Genomic DNA, 19,420 nt, shown 5'->3' on the forward strand with positions numbered 1-19,420 from the left:
GCCTTCAAAAATTGCGCAGATTCATAGACTTTCTGCGGCCCCACTTCTAGCCTTTTCGCGTCCGCAGAGTCCCCACGAGCCGCAAGGACGTATGTCTGTGACACTCCCCCCTAGACGCCGCTTGCTCCGGCGCAGCATTTCCGCATCCGTGTCCCTCGCACTCGCTGTGGCCGGGACAGCCGCAGCGGTCGTGCTCTCCACCGCACCCGCCGCTCAGGCAGCGGCGGTCCCCGCCCCCTCCCCGGTCAACGTCCCCGGCCGCGGCGCGACATTGCCGTTCAAGGAGCAGGAAGCCGAGTACGCCGCCACCAACGGCAGCCTGATCGGACCCAACCGCCTCTACGGCACGCTGCCTTCGGAGGCGTCCGGCCGGCAGGCCGTGACGCTCGACGCGGTCGGCGAGTACGTCGAGTTCACGCTCACCGCACCGGCGAACGCGATGTCGTTCCGCTACTCGCTGCCGGACAACTCGGCGGGCACCGGCCGGGACGCCACCATCGACCTGCGGGTCAACGGCAACTCGCTCAAGAGCGTGCCGGTGACGTCCAAGTACGGTTGGTACTACGGCGGTTATCCCTTCAACAACAACCCCGGCGACACCAACCCGCACCACTTCTACGACGAGACCCGCACCATGTTCGGGTCGACCCTGGCGGCCGGCACCAAGGTCCGGCTCCAGGTCTCCTCGACGGCCTCGTCACCGACGTTCACCATCGACCTGGCCGACTTCGAGCAGGTCGGCGCACCGATCGGCAAGCCCTCGGGCGCGCTGGACGTGGTGAGCGACTTCGGCGCCGACCCGACCGGCGCCGCCGACTCGACCGCCAAGATCCAGGCGGCGGTCGACGCGGGCAGGACTCAGGGCAAAGAGGTCTACATACCGCAGGGCACCTTCCAGGTGCGCGACCACATCGTCGTCGACAAGGTGACGCTGCGCGGTGCGGGCCCCTGGTACAGCGTGCTGACCGGACGTGACCCGTCCGACCGCAGCAAGGCCGTCGGCGTCTACGGCAAGTACGCCTCGGCGGGCGGCAGCAGCAATGTCACCCTCAAGGACTTCGCCATCATGGGCGACATCCGTGAGCGCGTGGACAACGACCAGGTCAACGCCATCGGTGGCGCGATGTCCAACTCCGTGGTCGACAACGTCTGGATGCAGCACACCAAGTGCGGCGCCTGGATGGACGGCCCGATGGACAACTTCACCATCAAGAACAGCCGCATCCTGGACCAGACCGCCGACGGCGTGAACTTCCACTACGGCGTCACGAACTCCACGGTCACCAACACCTTCGTCCGCAACACCGGGGACGACGGTCTGGCCATGTGGGCGGAGAACGTCCCGAACGTGAAGAACAAGTTCACGTTCAACACGGTGATCCTGCCGATCCTGGCGAACAACATCGTCACGTACGGCGGCAAGGACATCACCATCTCCGACAACGTCATGTCGGACACCATCAGCAACGGTGGCGGCCTGCACATCGCCAACCGCTACCCGGGGGTCAACTCCGGTCAGGGCACCGCGGTCTCCGGCACCACCACGGCCGCGCGCAACACCCTGATCCGTACCGGGAACAATGACTACAACTGGCGGTTCGGCGTCGGCGCGATCTGGTTCAGCGGTCTCAACGAACCGATCAACGCCACCATCAACATCACCGACTCCGAGATCCTGGACAGCTCCTACGCCGCGATCCATCTGATCGAGGGCGCGACGAACGGGCTGCACTTCAACAACATCCGGATCGACGGGGCCGGTACGTACGCCCTGCAGATCCAGGCCCCGGGCACGGCCTCGTTCACCAATGTGGTCGCCACCCATATCGCCCAGCCCAACCCGATCCACAACTGTGTGGGCAGCGGCTTCCAGATCACCCAGGGCGCCGGCAACTCGGGCTGGTACGCCAACCCGCCCGCGTGCACCGGCAACTGGCCCGACCCGGTGTGGACCAACGGCGGCGTACCGGGCGGCGGCAACCCGCCCACCGACCCGCCCACCGACCCGCCGACCACGCCTCCCACCACCCCGCCCACCACCCCGCCGACAACTCCGCCGGCGGACACGGGCAACATCGCCCAGGGCCGTCCGGTCACCGAGTCCGGCCACGCCGATGTGTACGGCGCGGGCAACGCGGTGGACGGCAACGCCAACACGTACTGGGAGAGCACGAACAACGCGTGGCCGCAGACCATCACCGTCGACCTGGGCGCGTCGAAGGCGGTCAAGCGTGTGGTGCTGAAGCTTCCTCCGTCGTCGGCGTGGTCCACCCGCACACAGACCCTGAGCGTGTCGGGGAGCACCAACAACTCCACGTACAGCACGCTCAAGGCCTCGGCGGGTTACACCTTCAATCCGTCGAGCGGTAACACCGCGACCGTCAATCTGGACGGGACGTCGACCCGCTATCTGCGGCTGACCTTCACCGGTAACACCGGCTGGCCCGCCGCGCAGCTCTCCGAGCTGGAGGCGTACACGAGCTAGCGCCGCGAGGGGTTGCCAGTCATCCTTCTCGGGACGAACGGAACGCCCGGCCGGTGTCTCCCGGCCGGGCGTTCTCATGTCCTGGGCCATTGCGCCGTCGGGGTCCACCGGCGTCGCCGTCCCGCACGGTTCACCCATATGGCCGGGAGGAATTTTCTCCCGGTGGACTCCTCCTGATCGACATGTTCCTATGCTGTGAGACAGGTAACACGCCATCACCCGAATAGCCGATGCGGTCTCGCGACCGACCGTTTCGAGGCCCGCGCGGAGGTTATCTCCGCGGGTTTCGAGCATGCAGATCGCAGGCCGGACTCATCTGAGACAGGAGGAGTAATGGCAGATACCGGTTCGAGGCGTCGCGGCTACCGAGAAGGACTCGGCGGCGAATTGCTCGCGGAATTCCTCGGAACATTCGTGCTGATCCTGCTGGGCTGCGGGTCGGTCGCCGTCGCCGTCGCCGGGCTCCCCGGATCGGGGCGCCAGGTCGGCGCGTTCGGTGCGGCGAACTGGCTGATCGTCTCATTCGGCTGGGGATTCGCCGTGGTCTTCGGCGTGTATGTCGCGGGCGGTGTCAGCGGGGCGCACATCAACCCCGCGGTGACGCTCGCCTTCGCCGCGCGCCGGGGCTTTTCCTGGAGAAAGGTCCTTCCCTACTGGGGCGCACAGCTCGTAGGTGCCTTCCTGGGCGCCGCTGTTGTCTTTTCCTCCTACCACTGGGCCATCGACGCGTTCGACAAAAAGGCCGGAATCGCCAGGGACCAGTCGCTTTCCACCTTCTCGATTTTCGCCACCTTTCCGGCCGAGTACTTCGGCAGTTCATGGTGGGGGCCGCTGCTGGACCAGATCATCGGCACCGCGGTGCTCGTCATGCTCGTTTTCGCTCTCATCGACACGCGGAACACCGCACCCGCGTCCAACCTCGGCCCCTATCTGACGGGCATGGTCGTCGTCGCGATCGGCCTCAGCATCGGCACGAACGCCGGTTACGCGATCAATCCCGCACGCGACTTCGGGCCCCGATTGTGGACCTACATCATGGGCTGGGGAGACATCGCGATTCCCGGGACCTATCAATGGTTCAGCCACTACCTCTGGATCCCCATTGTCGGTCCGCTGGTCGGGGGACTCGTCGGAGCCGTTGTCTATGACCTGTTCATCGGACGGGTGCTCGACGCCCGCCGCAAGGTCGGCGAGGGACGGGAAGGCGGCCGGGCCGGGGACGAGAGGTCGAACGCGCCCGAGTAGCCGAGGTCGAACGCGGTGCGGTCACGGTCCGCCGGTCCGTCCCGCCGGGCCGGCGTCAGGGCCGTCGTCAGAGCCACCGCCAGGGCCGGTGTCAGGGCCGCCCCCCGCGCCGGAACCACCGCCGGAGCCCCCGTCCGTGACGTCGTCCGGAGCGCCGAGGATGTCGTACGTGTCCAGCCGTCCGCACATGCCGAATTTCCCGCGCGCGGCGGGGCGTCGGGCATGGACCCGCGACGCGGCGAGATGTGAGGCGTCTCCTGCCGCGAGCCGGTCGAGCTGGACGCCGGTCTGCCGCGCCGCCTCGGCCGCCCCCGCCTCCCAACGGGCCCGCCAGTGCGCCACCTTGGGCCGTACGAGCGCGGCGGCCGCCCGATGGAAGTCGAGCAGCGGCTGTCGGTCACCGGACTCCCATGCCGTACGAAGCGTCACGAAGCCCTCGATCGCGAGATCGCGACGGCGGCGCGCGGCGGCGCTCTGCTCCGCCTCGGACGCGTCCGGGATCCCGACCGCCCGCGCGTAGGTCTCCGGGTCGGTGAGGTACTCCGGCGGGAGGGTCAGCACGGCGTCACCGGCCTCGGGCAGCCCGTTGTTCTGCATCAGGACGACGATGCGCAGACCGTCCTCGTTGACGAGGCGGTGGATGGTGCCGGGCGTGAACCAGACGACGGCGCCGGGCTCCAGCGGTGTGGTGTCGGAGCTCTCGGCGCCGAGGGTCTGCACGGCGCCACGGCCCGCGGTCACCACATACGCCTCGGAGCAGGTGAGGTGCAGGTGTGGGGTGCCCCCACAGAGCCCGTCGGCGGCCTCCCAGTCGTACACACTCAGATGGGAGACGGCGACGGCGCCCGGCAGTCCGGCGAATCCCGCCGCCGGGCTCACCATGCCAGCCCCTTGAGGTACGCGGCGATGTCGTCGCGTTCCCAGCGGCCGTCGGCCACGACGACACGCCAGCGCCGGGTCAGCGTGTCACCCGGCCGGAGGACCAGCTCCTCGTGGAACGCCCAGGAGGGTGCGACGGCCGCGAACGGGTCGCTGCGTACGAACCAGTGGGCGGGGTGCTCTCCCCCGGCGCCCGTGTGGTCGTTCTCCGGCGCGTGCGCGAAGACGACCGTGGCGTGTCCGTCGACGGAGTCGAACTCTCCGCTGTACGCGACCCAGGGGGCCTGCGTCCCCATCAGCTCCTCACCCTCCAGCTCCGGGCCGAGCAGCCGCCCGGCCCGGAAGGCGCGCGGGCCGCGCCAGAAGAGACCGGTGTAGCCGGCCATCTCCCGGCCCTCGGTGGTGGGGCTGCCGAAGCGCAGCGGCTCGTCCCGGCGGTTGGTGACGGCGCTCGACCAGGTCAGCGTCCAGGCACCGGCCGCCGGATCGAGGTCATGGATCTCGATCCGGCGGGACTCGTCGGCCCACGCGTCGCCGTCGTGGTTGCGCCAGGCCAGCCGTTCGGCGATGACGGCGCGTCCTTCGGCGGCCGACACCTCGTCGAAGCCCTCATGGCTCATCGAGCCGACGCGCTCCGGCAGAGGGAGGTAACCCTCGCCGCGCACATAGGAGTTTCCGCCCCACAGGTTCTGTCCCGACAGATGGGAGGCGGTGAGCTGGAGGCCCTTGTGCCAGCGGTGGTCGTTGGGCCGGTAGTCGGTGACCACACCCCCGGAGAGCGTGCGCAGCGGATGCAGATACGGCTTGGGGGCCTCCCACGCCGCCTCGGGCCGGTAGACATAGCTGAGCAGGGTGACCCCGCCGGACCGCAGGTCGATACGGTCGCCGTGCGCATGGGTCAGCCGCAGACCGGGCGGCACGGCCGGATCGGCCATCGCCGGAACGGCTGCCGTCGGAACGAGTGTGATCGGTTCGGGCGCGGTCATACGGGCATCTCCGTGACGGGGACGGGCCGCGGCGCCCAGCCGGGGATATTGCCGTGCAGGGCGGCGTGGAAGGGGTCACCCGGGCCGATCTCGCCGGCCCTGACGGTGGTGTCGGTGAACGCCGACTTGTAGAGCGCGGTGATCAGTTCGAGGCTGGTGCGGCCGTCGGCTCCGCTGCCGCGCGGCCGGCGGCCGGCCCGCAGATCGGCGACGAGCGCACGCAGCTGGGCCAGATGCGAGCTGGGCACGTTCTCGCCCATGTCGCGCCAGCCGGCCAGCTCCGCGGGATCGACCCCGGGGGCGGGGGTGATCCGCCAGTCGTCGTTGGTGTGCCCGTACAGATGCGTCACTTCGACGGTGGCGCGCTCACAGTCGACACGGATACGGCTCACCTCGGCCGGGCTGAGCACACTGTTGACGATCGTGGCCAGCGCGCCGCTCTCGAAGCGGACGAGCGCCGTGGAGACGTCCTCGGTCTCGACATCGTGGACCATCCGGCCCGCCATGGCGCGTACCTCACTCCATGGTCCGAGCAGATCCAGCAGTAGATCCATCTGGTGGATGCCGTGGCCCATCGCGGGACCGCCGCCCTCGTTGGCCCAAGTGCCGCGCCAGGGCACGGCGTAGTACGCGGCGTCCCGGTACCAGGTGGTCTGGCAGTGGGCGACCAGCGGGCGGCCCATCGCCCGATCGGCGATCAGGGAGCGGGCGTGCAGGGCCCCGGAGCCGAAGCGGTGCTGGAACACGATCGAGGCGTACGGTCCGCCGTCCGCGCCCTCCGCCGCCTCGATGGCGTCGAAGTCGGCGAGGGACGGGCACGGCGGCTTCTCGCACCACACCCAGGCGCCGGACCGCAGTGCGGCGACGGTCTGCTCGCGGTGGAAGACGGGCGGCGTGCAGACGGTGACCAGGTCCGGGCGGTGCTCATCGAGCATGCGGCCGAGGTCGGTGCAGGGATGCGGGATGCCGCCGTCGGCGCAGAACACGCGAACGGCCTCCTCGTCGATGTCGAAGGCGGCGACCGTCTCGATGTCGTCGCCGAGGGCCTGGAGAGCCGGGAGGTGGGCGCCCCTGGCGATCCCTCCGGTGCCGATGACGGCGGTGCGGATCCGCCGGTCTGTCAGGGTGCGCGGAGACGTCGCGAACACTCCCTTCGGGGTTTGGGCCTTCGGGGTTCGGGCCTTCGGGCTTCGGGACGCACGCCGGCGACCTCCCGCTGCGGGCCGCCGCACAGCAAGCGCTTTCTACGAGCAACGTAGATCGCCCGCACCACGGTGTCAACGCACCGTTCCGGACACCCGCGACCCGCCAGGACCGCCCCCGTACGGACCCGCCGCGCGCTACCGCGCGAGAACGGCCCGGATGGTCTTCCCGCCGCCGGGGCGGGGGCGGACCGTGACCTTTTCGGCCAGCCGCTGGACCATGGGCCAGCCGAAGCCGCCGGTCCTGCCGGTGAGATCCGGCGTACGGTCCTGGGGCTGCGCGGGGCTGGGGTCGTTCACCACGATCTGCAGGCTCCGCCGGTCCGCGCGCAGTTGCAGGGAAGTGACCTCCCCCGCGTGCCGCAGCGCGTTCGTCACCAGCTCGGACACCACCAGGACCAGATTCTGGGAGGTGTGCGCGGAGGGCGTCGGACACAGGCCGGCGAGAAACCCGTACGTCGCGTCGCGGGCCTCGGCCGCCCGTCGCGGCCGGCAGTCGCGCTCGGCGGGGTGGGGGGACTGGTGGTCGGTCGTGTGCGGGTGGTGCATACATCTCACCCCGTCGATTGGGCTTCTCTTACGGCCATCTCCTCCCGCCGTTTACCCCCGCGATCGATGCCGAAGAGTCTCCCGGTGAACCTTGTGGTTCCTGGGCCGCCGTCCCGGCCCCCGGTGTTCCCGAGCCACACCGGAAGGCCGAAATACGTGTACATGGTCTCCACTCGTGGGGGCAGACGGCGAGAGCGACAGACCCCCGACGACGGAAGGCACGCCCGTGCTCATGGCTCACCCCGCGATGCTGCGCAACCTTGTGCAGCAGTACGAAGTCCTCCAGATCCTGCACGCCGAGAAGGAAAGCCCGGAGACGCGCAGAAGACTGGAGGACCTCACCTACACGCTCTGTGTCTCCACCGGGACGCGCGTCGTCGATGAGGCCCTCGCCGTCGCGGAACGGCAGTTGGCCACCGCCTTCGCCGACCAGGCGGCGGTGTCGGTCACCGCGGGAGAATCAGTGGCGCTGACCGTCCGATGAGTACTCGCCAGGAAGCGCCGAAGCCGGGCACAGGTCCCGCACCCTCCCCGTCGGCCCCGCCGTCCGGGCAGCTTCTCCGCCGCCGTCTGGAGAGGCTGCTCGGAATCGCCGCGACCGAGGGCAACGCTCTGGTCCGGCTGCGCAACGGCGACCAGATCTTCGCGGCCATGCTGGAGAGCATCCGGGGCGCCGAGCACACCGTCGACATGATGACCTTCGTCTACTGGCGCGGGGAGATAGCGAGGGAGTTCGCGGAGGCTCTCGCCGACCGGGCCCGCGCCGGGGTGCGCGTCCGGCTGCTGCTCGACGGCTTCGGCAGCCGGCTCATAGAGCAGAGTCTGCTGACGGCGATGGCGGACGCCGGGGTCGAAGTGGCCTGGTTCCGCAGGCCGTTGTGGATCACGCCGATGAAGCAGAATCACCGCTGCCACCGGAAGGTCCTCGTGGTGGACGAGTCGACCGCGTACACCGGCGGGGTCGGGATCGCCGAGGAGTGGTGCGGCGACGCCAGGAACGAGAACGAATGGCGTGACACCCATGTGCGGGTGCGCGGGCCCGCCGTGGACGGGATCGCCGCCGCGTTCGCCCAGAACTGGGCCGAGTGTCATGACGAACTCTTCGACGACCGGGACCGTTTCATCGAGCACCCCCAGCAGGGCGACGCCGTGGTGCAGATCGTGCGCGGCTCCGCGAGCTTCGGCTGGCAGGACATGCAGACCCTGATGCGGGTGGTGATCGAGTCCGCCCAGGACCGGCTGCGGCTGGCCACCGCCTATTTCGCGCCGGACCCGTATTTCGTGGACCTGCTGTGCCGGGCGGCCGCGCGCGGGGTCGATGTGGAGATCCTGCTGCCGGGGCCGCACACCGACAAGCGGGTCTGCCGGCTGGCCGGGCAGGACCACTACGAGGAATTGCTCGCCTGCGGCGTCCGGATCTGGGAGTACCAGCCGACGATGATGCACGCCAAGGTGATCACCGTGGACGGTATCGCCGCTCTCGTCGGCTCCACCAATGTCAACCGGCGCTCCCTGGACCACGACGAGGAGGTCATGCTTGCCGTGATCGACGAGGACTTCGCCGCCGTCCTGGACGCGGACTTCGACGAGGATCTGACAGCGAGCGAGCCGATCGAGCCGGCCCGGTGGAAGCGGCGTTCCGTCGCCCAGCGCGCGCGGGAACTCGCGGTCATGCCCATCCGCCGGTTCCTCTGACCGCGCGCGACGACGACGTACGGGCGGCGTACGGACGACGTGACGGCAACGTGACGACGGTGTACGGACAGCGTGCGGACGGTGTGCCGACGGCCTGGCTTCAGTCGGCCGCCTGCCCCGTCCTCGTGTGAAATCCGGATGAGCGGGCATTGCAGAGGTCAGACAGCACGGCCGGATCCGGCCTCCCCGGCGAACCGGTGTTCCGTCAGGACGTTCAAGGGTTCCTCCGGCGGCGCCTGACCGGTCGTCACTCGGGGAACGGATGGGCACATGGAAGGCCGTCGACCGGAAGCGCCGGCAGGGGCATCAGCCGCATCGGCCGAAACCCTGTACGAGGCCGCCGAACAGCTCGCGGTGTCCGCCGAGGCCATCACGGAGATCGCGGCGACCGCGGCACTCGCCGTCGATCCACGGCTGCTGCGCCACCGGCTGAGAGTCCTGCTGATCGTCCAGGACCACCCCGGGATCAATCTGACGGGTCTGGCCAGGGCGATGGGGCTGACGCTCCCCCGCGCCAGCCGGATGTGCAGCGGGATGGAGTCGGCGGGGATGCTGGAGCGCCGTCCCGTGATCGCCGACCGCCGCGAGATCGAGCTGGCGCTGACCCCGGAGGGCGCGGCCCTGCTGGCGGACTACCGGGGCCGCCGGGCGGAGGAGATAGCGGAGATCATGCGCCGGATGCCGGCGGGTGAGCGCCGCGATCTCCTCACCGGGCTGCGGGCGTTCGCCGTGTCACTCGACGCCGTCAGAGGCGAGTGGTCCTGAGGGCCCGACGGGATCCCCCGGCCCGGCGGCCGCGAGCGCGCTCTCGACCGTCTCGTACACGGGCAGGGCCTGCTCCAGCCCGATGACGGCGAAAAGGCGCTGCACGAAGGCGGACGGCTGGGCCAGGCGCAGCCTCGGGCCGAGTGCGCTGTGGGCCTGGAGCAGCACGTTCACCGTGGTGGAGTCTGCGAAGCTGACGCGGGACAGATCCACGACGACGGGTCCTGTCACGGTCCCGCCCGCCTCGGTGAGCGCCGTGGCGAGCGGTGCGATGTTCTCCAGATCGAGATCGCCGCTGACGGCGAACACGATCGCGTCGCCTTCCTGTCTCGCGGCCATTCCCATGGTCGGGCCTGCGCTGTGAGGAGGTTGCACGGAGATCCTTCGGGGGCTGTAGAGGAGGACGGTCAGGGATGCCGTCCGGCCGCGCCGCACAGCAGGCGGCCCCACGGCTCACCAGACGGTGCCACCACGATAGAAGCGATAGTTGCCATTTGACAACATTCTCTGGTGGGCAACAATCTGTTCACTGCTTCCGCACAAGGACTTTGCGCGGAGAGTAACGTGTCACTGCCAGGAAGTGGGCCTGAATGAAGCTATGCGCTGTCCGCCACGTGGCTCCGCTCGGAGCCGGCGGGTGCGCTGTCGGCTCCGAGGCTCGCGACCGCCGCGGCGCGGAACGCGGCGAGCCCCTCCGCGAGCATGACGACGTCCGCGGGGTCCATACGCTCCAGCACCATTCCGACCTCCCGGGTGCGGAAGGCGCGGTACTCGTCCAGCACCTTGTGCCCACGCCGGCTCAGCCGGAGCTCGACCTCCCGGCGGCTCGTCGGACTGGGCGAACGGACCACGAGGCCCATCGCCTCCATCCGGTCACAGAGCCTGCTCAGCGAGGAAGGGCGCGAACCCAGTACCTCACCGAGCGTCCGCAGGTTGGCGCCCTCATGCTTTTCGATGACGAGAAGGGCTCGTAGTTGGGAAGGCGAGACCGGTCCCGACGGCGCGGCCTCCTGGCCGCGGCCCCACAGCACCTCAAGCAGCTCCGAGGCGGCGCAGGCGGCCTCGGCTACCTGCTCGCGGTGGGGTGGCTGACCGGTGAAGCGGGACATCGATGCACTCTTTCATCCGGCACGGGCCTTTGTCAGCCCAGACGGACCCGACCCTGGAAGAAGAAGGCCTGAACGACAGTGACTCTACTCGCGGATGTGGAAAGAGCGGTCCGGACAGCGGCGCCGCATGCCCTGGTGGACACGGTGCGTAACGCGCTCGCCACGACGTACGGTGCGACATCCGTACAGCTCTATCTCGCCGACTACGGGCTGACGGTACTCCAGCCGGTCGACGCCGTCACCCATCCCGCCGACGCGCTGTCGCTGCACAACACCCCGGAGGGCCGCGCTTTCGGCAGCCAGGAGCCGCACGAGCAGCAGGTCAGGCACCGGGACGCGGTGGACCACCATCTGCCGGTCACCGTCCGTGGCGAACGTCTCGGCATCCTCACGGTCCGGCTGCCCGGCGACCGCTCCACTCCGGACACGGTCGAGGATCTGACACAGCTGGCCGAGCTGCTCGGGCACGAGATCCTGGTGGCCGAGCGGGACACCGATCTCTACCAGCGGGCACGCAGGGTGAACCGGCTGACGCTGGCGGCGGAGATGCAGTGGGAGCTGCTCCCCGCACGGGCCTGTACCGCGCAGGAGTACGCCATCGGGGCCCAGCTGGAGCCCGCCTACGCCATCCACGGCGACAACTTCGACTGGGCGTCGGACGCCGACGAGCTGACGCTCGCGGTGACCAACGGGATGGGCGAGGGCATCCAGGCGTCGCTGCTCACCAATCTCGCCGTCAACGCCCTGCGCAATGCCCGCCGGGCCGGAATCGGTATCGCCGACCAGGCCGCCCTGGCGGACCAGGCACTGTACGAACAGCACCGGGGCGCGTCCTACGTCTCGACGCTGCTCCTGCGGTTCGAGCTGGGCACCGGCAAGGTCGAGGCGGTGGACGCCGGGTCGCCGCAGCTGTGGCGGCAGCGGGACAAGACCGTGGAGCGGATCGACCTCGACGCTCAGCTGCCGCTCGGCATGTTCGAGGAGTCGGACTATGTGGCGCAGACGTTCGACGTTGCGCCCGGCGACCGGCTGCTCTTCGTCAGTGACGGAGTGTACGCGGCGGTCTCACCCCAGGGCGAGATCTACGAGGAGCGGGCGCTGGCCCGGGCGATCAGCGCGACGAGTCTGCTGCCCGCCGCCATGGTGCCGCGCGCGGTGCTCAGCGAGCTGGCCGCCTACCGCGAGGCCGAGTCGACCGACGACGCGCTGGTCGTCTGCATGGACTGGTTCGGCAGGCAGGAGCAGGACGCCCAGTAAGCCGGGGCCCGGTGGAAGCCGGGCCGGTAGAACGTGACGCGGGGCCCGGAGCCGTACCCAGGACCGGGTCCGCGTCAGGCCGGGGACGAGCGGCGCTCCAGGTCGAACATGGCCTGGACCCGCTTGCCGACCGGAACCCGCTCGGCGGTGAGCCGGTCGCACAGCGCGTGGACGATCTCCATGCCGTGTCCGCCCACCCGGCCCGGGTCCTGCCCGTAGCGGCGCGGCAGGGCCGAGCTGCTGTCGTACACGGTCACGATCACCTGCCGGGCCGTGCCCTCCAGCTCCAGCAGATACGGTCCATGGCTGTGCCGCTCCGCGTTGGTGATCAGCTCGCTGACGACCAGGAGCAGATCGTCGCCCGTACGGCCGCCGAGCGTGGCGAACCACTCGGCCTCCAGCTGCTGCAGGAACCGGACGGTGAGCAGCCGCGCCTCGGCGATACAGCCGGGTTCCCCGGTGAATTCCGCAGCCCGGCGGAGCGGCTGTACGGAATCCGCCACGAGGGGGGCGAATGCCGTATCGATGATGGTCTGCTCGTTCATACGCTCCTGCCCGCGCACCGGTGAGGGCGATCCGGGCCCCTCTTCTCCGAGGCCCTTATGCCCTCACACGCCGACGCTATGCCCGATGGTTCCGTGAGGGACGTCACGTGTGTCACGTGCGTCCCGGCAGCCTGACCACGCTGACGAAGAATTCGTCGATCTGCCGGACGGCCTTGATGAACTGGTCCAGGTCGACCGGCTTGGTCACATACGCGTTGGCGTGCAGCTTGTAGCTGCGCAGGATGTCCTCCTCCGCCGATGACGTGGTCAGTACGACGACGGGGATCAGCGCCAGATCCGGATCCGTCTTGATCTGCTCCAGCACCTGCCGTCCGTCGTACTTCGGCAGATTGAGGTCGAGCAGGACGAGATCCGGCCGGGGAGCTCCCTCGTGGGCGCCGCGCCGGTAGAGGAAGTCGAGGGCTTCCTCGCCGTCACGCACTACGTGGAGGGTGTTGCGGATCTTGTTGTCCTCGAACGCCTCACGGGTCATCAGCTCGTCGCCGGCGTCGTCCTCGACGAGCAGGACCTCGATCGGCTGTACAGGGGTGCTCACAGGGCGGCTCCCGGTGGAGTGGTCGGCAGGGCGTCGGCGGAGGCCGGGGCCTCGGCGGGGACCGGGGCCTCGGCGGCCTCATCGGACCCGGCGGGCGCGGCGGACTCGTCGGGCGCGGCGATGGCGGGCAGGGTGAAGTGGATGCGGGTGCCGCCTTCGGGCACGGGCTCCAGCCAGATCCTGCCGCCGTGGAACTCGACGATCTTGCGGCAGAGCGCCAGCCCGATGCCGGTGCCTTCGTACTCGTCCCTGGCGTGCAGCCGCTGGAAGATGATGAAGACCTTCTCGGCGAACTCGGGCGCCACGCCGATGCCGTTGTCCGAGACGGTCAGATGCCACTCGTCGCCTTCGCGGGCGCAGCCGATGTCGATCCGGCAGGGCTCGTCGGGCCTGCGGAACTTGATCGCGTTGCCGATGAGGTTCTGCCAGAGCATGGCGAGGGTGGTCTGGTCGCCGGTCACCTCCGGCAGCGGGGTCTCCCGTACGAAGGTGGCGCCGGACTCCTCGACGACCAGGGCGAGATTGCCCAGCGCTCGGTCGAGGACGGTGTCGAGACCGACGGTCTGCCAGGCGTCGTGCACCCGCCCGACCCGGGAGAAGGTGAGCAGATCGTTGATCAGGATCTGCATCCGCTTGGCGCCGTCGACCGCGAAATCGATGTACTGCTTGCCCCGGCTGTCCAGCTGGTCGCCATAGCGCTTCTCCAGCAGCTGGCAGAACGAGGCGACCTTGCGCAGCGGCTCCTGCAGGTCGTGCGAGGCCACGTACGCGAACTGCTCCAGCTCCGAGTTCGAGCGGCGCAGTTCCTCCGTCTGTTCCGCGAGGAGGGCCTCGCGCGACCGGGTAGCGGCGAGTTCATCGGCGAGGCGCCTGCGCATGTCCTCCACGGCCGCGCCGACGGCCCGCAGATCGGACGGGCCGCCGACTTCGATGCGCCGGTCGAACGCTCCGGCGCGTACGTCGTCGGACGCGGCGCGCAGCGCGTTGAGCGGCCGCCCCACCATGCGGTGCAGCACGAGGGCGAGGCCCACCACCGCGATGACGAAGACGCCCAGGATCACGAAGAGCACGGCGTCACGGAGCTCGCGGGCGTCGGACAGCTGGGAGCGCGCCCGGTCCCGTGCCTCGTCCAGACGCTTCTGCTGCGCGGCGAACAGGTCACGCAGCCCGTCGAACCCCGCCTTGCTCTGCGTCAGCCGTTCCGCGGAGGCCGATTCCGCGCCCCGGGTCCGTACGGAGGTGATCAGCGGCTCCGCCTCCTCACGCCGCCAGTCCTCGGCGGCGCGCGTGATGCGGGTGAGGTCCTCCGTGAGCAGGGAGTCGGACTTCAGAATGGTGCCGAGGCGCTGGGTGAACTGCCGCTCGTCCTTGCGGCCCTGCTCGTACGGCTGGAGGAATGAGGGATCCGCGGTCAGCGCGAAGCCGCGCACCCCGGTCTCCTGGTCGAGCAGGGACTTCTGCAGCTGGAACACGGTGGACCTGGCGGGCTGGATGTGGTCGACCAGCTCGTTGGTGCGGTCGTTCGTCTGTGACAGCAGCACACCGCCGACGAGCGTGCAGCCGCACACCACCAGCACCAAGGCCGCGAGGATCAGCTGGACCCAGCCCTGCACGGAGAGCCGGGACCGCGTGGTGCCCCATCCCGGCGGGCGGCCGGAGTTCCGCCCGGCACCTGTCGTGGTCCGGTCGGCCGTGGTCCGGTCGGCATGCGTCGTGGGTCCGGTACTCATCTTCTCCGTGCTCATCATGTGTCGCCCCAGCCGAGATGGAGGACGGCGACATCGTCCGCGAGACCGCCGTACGGAGCGGCTCCCTCGCTGGCCTCGTCGACCAGCGCGTCGACGAAGGCGTCCGCCGGCAGGGCGCCGTGCTTTCTGGCCAGTCTCAGGAGCCCGTCCTCGCCGAGCCGGGTCGACGGGCCCGTACGCCCCTCGAAGAGGCCGTCGGTGAAGAGCACCACATGTCCTCCGGGCAGCAGCGGCAGTTCGGTCTCGGTCCAGCGGCCCATGCCGGGCAGCAGCCCCAGCGCCATGCCGACCTGTGGCTCTTCCCAGTGGACCTCGGAGCCGTGGCGCACGAGCAGTCCGGGGTGGCCGGCGCGGATCACCCGTACCGCCCGGCCGCCGGCGGGAAAGACCAGCGAGGTGACCGTCGCGAACACATGCTGGTCGGCGCGTTCGGCGACGAGGATCTCCTCCAGCAGCCGCACCTGGTCGAGCGGTCGCGTCCCGCACAGCACCGCCGTGCGCCAGGCGACCCGCAGACAGACCCCGAGGGCCGCTTCCGCGGCGCCGTGGCCCGAGACGTCGCCTATCACCGCGTACACCGTGCCGTCCGCGGTCTGTACGACATCGTAGAAGTCGCCGCTCAGCAGGCCGTGGGCGCGTCCCGGCTCATAGCGGGCGACGGCCTCGAAGTCGTCCCCGCGCAGCAGGGGAACGGGCAGCAGGCCGCGCTCCAGCCGGGCGTTCTCCTGGGCCATCAGCTCGTTGGCACGGAGGGCGGCGGAGGCCTGTTCGACCTGCTTGCGCTGGAGGGCGTAACGGACGGCTCTGCTCAGCGCCTCCGGGTCGAACCGCCCCTTGACGAGATAGTCCTGCGCGCCGGTCGCCACGGCGGCGAGCCCGGCCTCGCCCTCGGCCATGCCGGTGAGCACCACGATGGCGGCGCCGGGCGCGCTGCGGACGATGCGGGTGACGGCGTCGACCCCGTGGACATCCGGCAGATGCAGGTCGAGCAGTACGCAGACCGGGGTGGTGCAGGTCGCGAGGAACCGCTGCGCCTCGGCCATCGTCTTGCACCAGGTGAGCGAGGAGTCCAGATCGCTGTCGACGAGCATCTCCTCGACGAGCAGCGCGTCGCCGGCGTCGTCCTCGACCAGCAGCATCACCGCGTCGACGGCCCACAGGGAGTCACGTACGACCGCGGAGACGTGCTGTGACGGTACGGCTCCGGCCGTACGGCGGCCCTGCACGGGACGCGATGAGAGACCCACAGGCAACTCGACCACACTCCACCCCCTCACCCGGCGGCGCCGGGGTCGCCCCGGCGTCGTTCGGCCGGAAGCATATGCGACAACCGGAGCATCGTTCCGCTCCTGTTGGGAGGAGCCATCCCGGGGGTGCACTTACGACAAACCGACCTGCCGGAGTGGCGCCCCGCACCACTCTGATTGACGTACTCCGGTTCACCCGCAGGGGAAACATGCGATGCTCTCCGGCGGACCCGGGGCCACGCAGGACACATGGCCCGCGTGACATACCGGGCACAGCGGGCATAAGTACAGGCATGAACTCAGTTGCGTGAATTCCACAACCGCGTACGGGGGTGCGGGGATGACAACGGTCGACGACGGGGCGGACAACGCCGTCACGGGAGCACCGGCTTGGCTGGACGCGCGCCCGGCGGGCACGGCGGAAGCCCGCGCGCTGGTGCGCTCCTTCCTGGACCGGCGCGAGCCGGCGGTGCCCGAGCGCACGGTGGTCGATGTGCTGCTGATCGTCTCGGAACTGGTGACCAACGCCATACGGCACGCCGAGGGAGTGACCGCCTTCAGGATCGCCGCCCGTACGGGAGTGGTCGAGATCACGGTGCAGGACGCGAGCGCGCGGCTGCCCGAGCACAAGGAGCACCGGGGGGACTGGCTGCCGGGCGGCTACGGCTGGCCTCTGGTGCACCGGCTGGCCGAGGTCACGGTGGTCCCCCTGGGGGACGGCGGCAAGCTGATCAGGGCGCTCGTCCGTCATTGACCGGGCGGGCGGCCACCGGCCCGCTCGTCGGCCGTTTCCGTGCCGGTGTGTCCGTGACCGATTCCGGACGACGACCGGCCACCAGGTGATCACTCCGGCGACGGACGGGCCTCGCATGGCATGCTGTCGCCCCATGAGTCCCGACCACCGCCAGGCACCGGAGCACGCCGTCGTGACACATCGCCCCGTGGGGGATTGCCTTGTCGTGAGTCTGACGGGCGATGTGGACATCGATGTCGCGCCCGAGATCGAGCTCGCGATCAGCGACGCCGGACGGTTCGGCGCGTCATGTGTCGTCCTCGACCTGTCCCGCGTGGTTTTCGCCGACTCGACGGTCCTGCATCTGCTGCTGTCCGCGGCCCGCCGCTACGAGCTGCGTATCGTCGGCCCGCTGCATCCGTCGCTGCGGCGGCTGCTCGACGTGACCGGTTCTGCGGCGGGTTTCCCGGTCGATCCCGATCTGGAGAGCGCGCTGCTGCGTCGCTGACGAAGACTGGCCGGAAGCGGACTGCCTGCGGCGGAGCGCGATGGCGGCCTGATCATCAGGAAGGCTCGATCAGCGCGGACCGTTCACGGGCGGCGCGTACGGCGGCGGAGAGGCCCGCGATGTCGTAGGCGCCGTGGTGGCGCCGCCCGTTGACGAAGAAGGTCGGCGTACCCGACACGCCGCTCACATCGGCGGTCTCGACATCCTCGGCGACCCGGGCGGCGCCCGTGTGCGACCGCAGATCCCGGTGGAAGCGGTCGGCGTCCAGCCCGAGATCCTCGGCGTAGCGGAGCAGATCGCCGGGCTGGAGGGCGTCCTGCCGGCCGAGCAGGAGATCGTGCATCTCCCAGTAGGCGTCCTGCTCGGCCGCGGCCTCGGCCGCCTCCGCCGCGAGCTGGGCGTTGGGGTGGACGTCGTTGAGGGGCAGATGGCGCCAGACGTACCGGACGTCCCCGAAGTCCGCGAGCAGCGCACGGATGACGGGCTCCGCCAGCCCGCAGTACGGGCACTCGAAGTCGCCGTACTCGACGACGGTCACCGGCGCGTCCCGCGGGCCGCGTACATGGTCGTGGTCCGGGTCGACCGGGTCCGACAGGTCCACGATGGACTCTGCGGTGCCGAGCAGCGCACGGATCCGGGGACGCCGCGGCAGCGTCCCGATCACCCAGGTGACCAGCCAGGTGGCGGCGAACGAGCAGATCACCGCGGTGAGGATGCCGATCTTCGCCTCCTCCAGCCGGTCACCGCGGAAGGCGAGGGTGGCGATCAGCAGGGACACCGTGAAGCCGACGCCGGCGATGGTGCCGCCGGCCGCGGTGGCGCCCCACCCGACCGGCGGGCGAAGCTGACCCCGGCTCAGCCGGGTGGTCAGCAGTGAGGCGCCGAGGATGCCGACGGGCTTGCCCACGACGTAGGCGAACAGAATGCCCAGGGTGATCGGCGAGGTGAAGGCCCGCGCCAGCTGACTGCCGCTGATCGTGATGCCCGCGTTCGCGAGGGCGAACACCGGCACGATCACATAGCTCGTCCAGGGGTGGTACAGCCGCTGGAGCCGCGCGTTGGGGGAGATCGCCGAGGCCAGCCCGATGCGCGCGGATCGCTCCAGCTCGGGTGTCGGCTGCTCGCGGAAGAGCCGGAACAGGCCGCTCGCCCGCTCCAGATCGCCGCGTGCTGCCGGGTAGGCGTACGTCATCAGCCCCATGACCAGGCCGGTGACGACGGGATCCACGCCGGACTTCAGCAGAGCCACCCACGCGGCCGTCGCGAGCAGCCCGTACACCACGCCCCGCCGCACATGGGCGGCCCTGACGACCAGGATCACCCCGAAGATCCCGATGGCCACCACCAGCGCCGGCATGGAGACATGACCGCTGTAGGCGATGGCGATCACGCCGAGCGCCACGAAGTCGTCCACGACGGCGACGGTGAGGATGAAGACGCGCAGCCCCCTGGGCAGCCGTGTCCCGAAGACGGCGAGCATGCCCAGCGCGAACGCCGTGTCCGTGGACATGGCGGCGCCCCAGCCGTGCACCGAATCGTGTCCGGCGTTGAAGGCGAGATAGATCGCGACCGGCACGATCATGCCGCTGACACCGGCCAGCAGCGGCAGCGCGACCCGTTTACGTTCGCGCAGTTCGCCCATGTCGAACTCGCGGCGCGCTTCCAGGCCGACGACGAGGAAGAACAGCGCCATCAGGCCGCTGTTCACCCACTCGCGCAGCTCCAGGGAGACACCGGCGGAGCCGATACGGACCGCGAGGTCCGTCCGCCAGAACTCCTCGTACGTTCCCGGCCCCGCGTTGGCCCAGACGAGCGCGGCGAGGGCCCCGGCCAGCAGAAAGGCGGCGCTGCCGGTCTCCGTGCGCAGGAAGTCGCGCAGCGGGGTCCGCATGTCCTCGCCGCACGAGGTCT

Annotated in this window: 18 protein-coding genes and 1 pseudogene; 8 read left to right on the plus strand and 11 right to left on the minus strand. The window is 69.9% G+C overall.

All coding sequences use genetic code 11. The features are described 5' to 3' along the window. The first annotated feature begins 97 nt into the window (after positions 1 to 97). Both ACZ6MZ_RS25445 and ACZ6MZ_RS25450 read left to right on the plus strand, forming a co-directional pair. Positions 98 to 2,485 (plus strand): galactose-binding domain-containing protein, encoded by a 2,388-nt coding sequence (locus tag ACZ6MZ_RS25445; RefSeq protein WP_389785626.1) that lies wholly within the window; start codon positions 98 to 100, stop codon positions 2,483 to 2,485. Between the two features lie 333 nt (positions 2,486 to 2,818). Next, the gene (locus tag ACZ6MZ_RS25450) at positions 2,819 to 3,730 is read left to right on the plus strand and encodes an MIP/aquaporin family protein (protein ID WP_469354486.1); all 912 of its coding nucleotides are present in this window, start codon (positions 2,819 to 2,821) and stop codon (positions 3,728 to 3,730) included. A gap of 165 nt (positions 3,731 to 3,895) precedes the next feature. Here ACZ6MZ_RS25450 and ACZ6MZ_RS25455 read toward each other — a convergent pair. From ACZ6MZ_RS25455 to ACZ6MZ_RS25470, 4 genes and pseudogenes are all read right to left on the minus strand, one after another. Beyond that, positions 3,896 to 4,612: pseudogene (locus ACZ6MZ_RS25455) on the minus strand (cupin domain-containing protein); the annotation flags it as partial. Beyond that, the gene (locus ACZ6MZ_RS25460) at positions 4,606 to 5,544 is read right to left on the minus strand and encodes a DUF6807 domain-containing protein (protein ID WP_469354748.1); all 939 of its coding nucleotides are present in this window, start codon (positions 5,542 to 5,544) and stop codon (positions 4,606 to 4,608) included. The pseudogene ACZ6MZ_RS25455 and the gene ACZ6MZ_RS25460, both read right to left, overlap by 7 nt. 47 nt (positions 5,545 to 5,591) lie before the next feature. Continuing rightward, positions 5,592 to 6,743: a Gfo/Idh/MocA family protein gene (locus tag ACZ6MZ_RS25465; protein WP_469354487.1), complete on the minus strand. Its 1,152-nt coding sequence runs from the start codon at positions 6,741 to 6,743 to the stop codon at positions 5,592 to 5,594. Between the two features lie 192 nt (positions 6,744 to 6,935). Then, on the minus strand, positions 6,936 to 7,346 hold the full coding sequence (locus ACZ6MZ_RS25470; RefSeq protein WP_384184471.1) for an ATP-binding protein: 411 nt from the start codon (positions 7,344 to 7,346) through the stop codon (positions 6,936 to 6,938). A 226-nt stretch (positions 7,347 to 7,572) separates the two neighbouring features. Here ACZ6MZ_RS25470 and ACZ6MZ_RS25475 point away from each other — a divergent pair, with 226 nt between their 5' ends. From ACZ6MZ_RS25475 to ACZ6MZ_RS25485, 3 genes are all read left to right on the plus strand, one after another. Next, the gene (locus ACZ6MZ_RS25475) at positions 7,573 to 7,830 is read left to right on the plus strand and encodes a DUF5133 domain-containing protein (RefSeq protein WP_469354749.1); all 258 of its coding nucleotides are present in this window, start codon (positions 7,573 to 7,575) and stop codon (positions 7,828 to 7,830) included. Next, on the plus strand, positions 7,827 to 9,041 hold the full coding sequence (locus ACZ6MZ_RS25480; RefSeq protein ID WP_469354491.1) for a phospholipase D-like domain-containing protein: 1,215 nt from the start codon (positions 7,827 to 7,829) through the stop codon (positions 9,039 to 9,041). The genes ACZ6MZ_RS25475 and ACZ6MZ_RS25480 overlap by 4 nt, the downstream gene beginning before the upstream one ends. Positions 9,042 to 9,311: 270 nt before the next feature. Beyond that, the gene (locus tag ACZ6MZ_RS25485; protein ID WP_469354493.1) at positions 9,312 to 9,806 is read left to right on the plus strand and encodes a MarR family winged helix-turn-helix transcriptional regulator; all 495 of its coding nucleotides are present in this window, start codon (positions 9,312 to 9,314) and stop codon (positions 9,804 to 9,806) included. On the opposite strand, the gene ACZ6MZ_RS25490 is transcribed toward ACZ6MZ_RS25485, so the two are convergent. Beyond that, positions 9,774 to 10,151, minus strand: coding sequence for an STAS domain-containing protein (locus ACZ6MZ_RS25490; RefSeq protein ID WP_389673110.1), 378 nt, complete (start codon positions 10,149 to 10,151; stop codon positions 9,774 to 9,776). The genes ACZ6MZ_RS25485 and ACZ6MZ_RS25490 overlap by 33 nt on opposite strands. 251 nt (positions 10,152 to 10,402) lie before the next feature. Beyond that, complete coding sequence (locus ACZ6MZ_RS25495; protein ID WP_384184482.1) at positions 10,403 to 10,915, minus strand: MarR family winged helix-turn-helix transcriptional regulator; 513 nt, start codon at positions 10,913 to 10,915, stop codon at positions 10,403 to 10,405. A gap of 78 nt (positions 10,916 to 10,993) precedes the next feature. On the opposite strand from ACZ6MZ_RS25495, the gene ACZ6MZ_RS25500 reads away from it, so the two are divergent. Then, a complete protein-coding gene (locus ACZ6MZ_RS25500; RefSeq protein WP_469354496.1) occupies positions 10,994 to 12,172 on the plus strand; it encodes a PP2C family protein-serine/threonine phosphatase in 1,179 nt (392 codons plus the stop codon). Positions 12,173 to 12,246: 74 nt separating this feature from the next. Here ACZ6MZ_RS25500 and ACZ6MZ_RS25505 read toward each other — a convergent pair whose 3' ends face one another. The 4 genes from ACZ6MZ_RS25505 to ACZ6MZ_RS25520 all read right to left on the minus strand — a co-directional run bounded on the left by ACZ6MZ_RS25505 (position 12,247) and on the right by ACZ6MZ_RS25520 (position 16,160). Then, positions 12,247 to 12,717 carry an ATP-binding protein gene (locus ACZ6MZ_RS25505; RefSeq protein WP_389785608.1) on the minus strand — a complete coding sequence of 157 codons (471 nt, stop codon included), beginning with the start codon at positions 12,715 to 12,717 and terminating at the stop codon, positions 12,247 to 12,249. A gap of 112 nt (positions 12,718 to 12,829) precedes the next feature. After that, complete coding sequence (locus tag ACZ6MZ_RS25510; protein ID WP_389785606.1) at positions 12,830 to 13,273, minus strand: response regulator; 444 nt, start codon at positions 13,271 to 13,273, stop codon at positions 12,830 to 12,832. After that, positions 13,270 to 15,003: a sensor histidine kinase gene (locus tag ACZ6MZ_RS25515; RefSeq protein ID WP_469354499.1), complete on the minus strand. Its 1,734-nt coding sequence runs from the start codon at positions 15,001 to 15,003 to the stop codon at positions 13,270 to 13,272. Before ACZ6MZ_RS25515 ends, ACZ6MZ_RS25510 begins: the two co-directional genes overlap by 4 nt. Positions 15,004 to 15,017: 14 nt before the next feature. Further along, positions 15,018 to 16,160, minus strand: coding sequence for a PP2C family protein-serine/threonine phosphatase (locus ACZ6MZ_RS25520; RefSeq protein WP_469354752.1), 1,143 nt, complete (start codon positions 16,158 to 16,160; stop codon positions 15,018 to 15,020). A gap of 448 nt (positions 16,161 to 16,608) precedes the next feature. Between ACZ6MZ_RS25520 and ACZ6MZ_RS25525 the strand changes: the two genes are divergently transcribed. Together ACZ6MZ_RS25525 and ACZ6MZ_RS25530 are read left to right on the plus strand one after the other, a co-directional pair. Beyond that, positions 16,609 to 17,022: an ATP-binding protein gene (locus ACZ6MZ_RS25525; RefSeq protein ID WP_469354501.1), complete on the plus strand. Its 414-nt coding sequence runs from the start codon at positions 16,609 to 16,611 to the stop codon at positions 17,020 to 17,022. Positions 17,023 to 17,155: 133 nt separating this feature from the next. After that, the gene (locus ACZ6MZ_RS25530) at positions 17,156 to 17,509 is read left to right on the plus strand and encodes an STAS domain-containing protein (protein WP_469354503.1); all 354 of its coding nucleotides are present in this window, start codon (positions 17,156 to 17,158) and stop codon (positions 17,507 to 17,509) included. Between the two features lie 55 nt (positions 17,510 to 17,564). Here ACZ6MZ_RS25530 and nhaA read toward each other — a convergent pair whose 3' ends face one another. Beyond that, positions 17,565 to 19,400 carry a Na+/H+ antiporter NhaA gene (gene nhaA / locus ACZ6MZ_RS25535; protein WP_389785715.1) on the minus strand — a complete coding sequence of 612 codons (1,836 nt, stop codon included), beginning with the start codon at positions 19,398 to 19,400 and terminating at the stop codon, positions 17,565 to 17,567. Positions 19,401 to 19,420: the final 20 nt, after the last annotated feature.

This window comes from Streptomyces sp. NPDC042201, assembly GCF_055582185.1.